The organism is Leifsonia sp. SIMBA_070, from assembly GCF_046534635.1.
In the GTDB taxonomy this organism is placed as follows: Bacteria; Actinomycetota; Actinomycetes; order Actinomycetales; family Microbacteriaceae; genus Leifsonia.
Window position 1 is genome coordinate 1 of record NZ_JAWRYK010000929.1, and the last position, 236, is coordinate 236.

General features: G+C 62.7%; 1 pseudogene. It reads right to left on the bottom strand.

Annotated elements, in window-relative coordinates:
• Positions 1-236 (bottom strand): annotated as a pseudogene (locus tag SB754_RS22925) (ABC transporter substrate-binding protein); the annotation flags it as partial.

Genomic DNA, 236 nt, shown 5'->3' on the forward strand with positions numbered 1-236 from the left:
GTCCACGAGCAGCTGCTTGGCGGCTTCCTCGTTGTTCGCGAGGTAATTCACGAACGTGGCGGCAGCTTCGGGGTCACTGGACTTGGCGGAAATGGACCAGTACATGGAGGCCTTGTAGTACATGCCGTTGTCCTCCGCCTTACCGGAGTCCGACGGCGCGCGGAGCATGCTGATGTTGGAGCCGGACGCGGTGCGCAGCGCTGACAGCTGGTTGGACCAGTACCAGCCCATGGCTG